The 621-nt window shown below is 73.3% G+C and carries 1 protein-coding gene; it reads right to left on the bottom strand.

The genetic code is table 11. The features are described from left to right. On the bottom strand, positions 1–621 hold a 621-nt coding region (locus L6Q67_RS24015; RefSeq protein WP_296576175.1), incomplete at both ends, for a protein-glutamate O-methyltransferase CheR.

Raw genomic sequence — 621 nt, 5'->3', positions numbered from 1 at the left:
GGGTTGAGGGCGAAATGGAAGCTGAGCAGCAGCTCCGCCTGCTGGGCGGGTTTGAAATAGATGAGCACGTTGCGGCAGCTCAGCAGGTCCATCCGCACCAGCGGCGGGTGGCGGGTGAGGTCGTGCACCGAGAACACGCACAGGTCGCGCAGGGCCTTGCTGACGCGCCAGTGGTCGTTGGCCTCCGGACGGAACCAGCGGGCCAGCCGGGCCTCGCCCAGCTCGGCCAGCTCGGCGGCCGGGTAGAGCCCGGCGCGGGCGAAGTCGAGGGCCTCCCGGTCCACGTCGGTGGCGAACACCCGCAGGTCGAGCCGCCCGCCCTGCGCGTCGAGCACTTCGCCCAGCAGCATCGCGATCGAGTAAACCTCCTCGCCGGTGGCACAGGCCGGCACCCACACCCTCAGCCCCTCCCCCGGGCGCCGGGCCGCCACGAGCGCCTCCAGGGCCGGGCGCAGCGCCTTGAACACCTCGCCGTCGCGGAAGAAGGCCGACACCGACACCAGCAGCCCATGCTGCAGCCGGGCCAGCTCGCCGGCATCGGCCTCCAGCACGGCCAGGTAGGCCCGCAGGGAGCCGAGGCCGAGGGCACGGCTGCGCCGCCACACCTGCCGGCGCAGGGTG

The organism is Zoogloea sp. (assembly GCF_023150065.1).
In the GTDB taxonomy this organism is placed as follows: domain Bacteria; phylum Pseudomonadota; class Gammaproteobacteria; order Burkholderiales; family Rhodocyclaceae; genus Zoogloea.
This window is presented reverse-complemented; position numbering and strand designations above follow the sequence as displayed.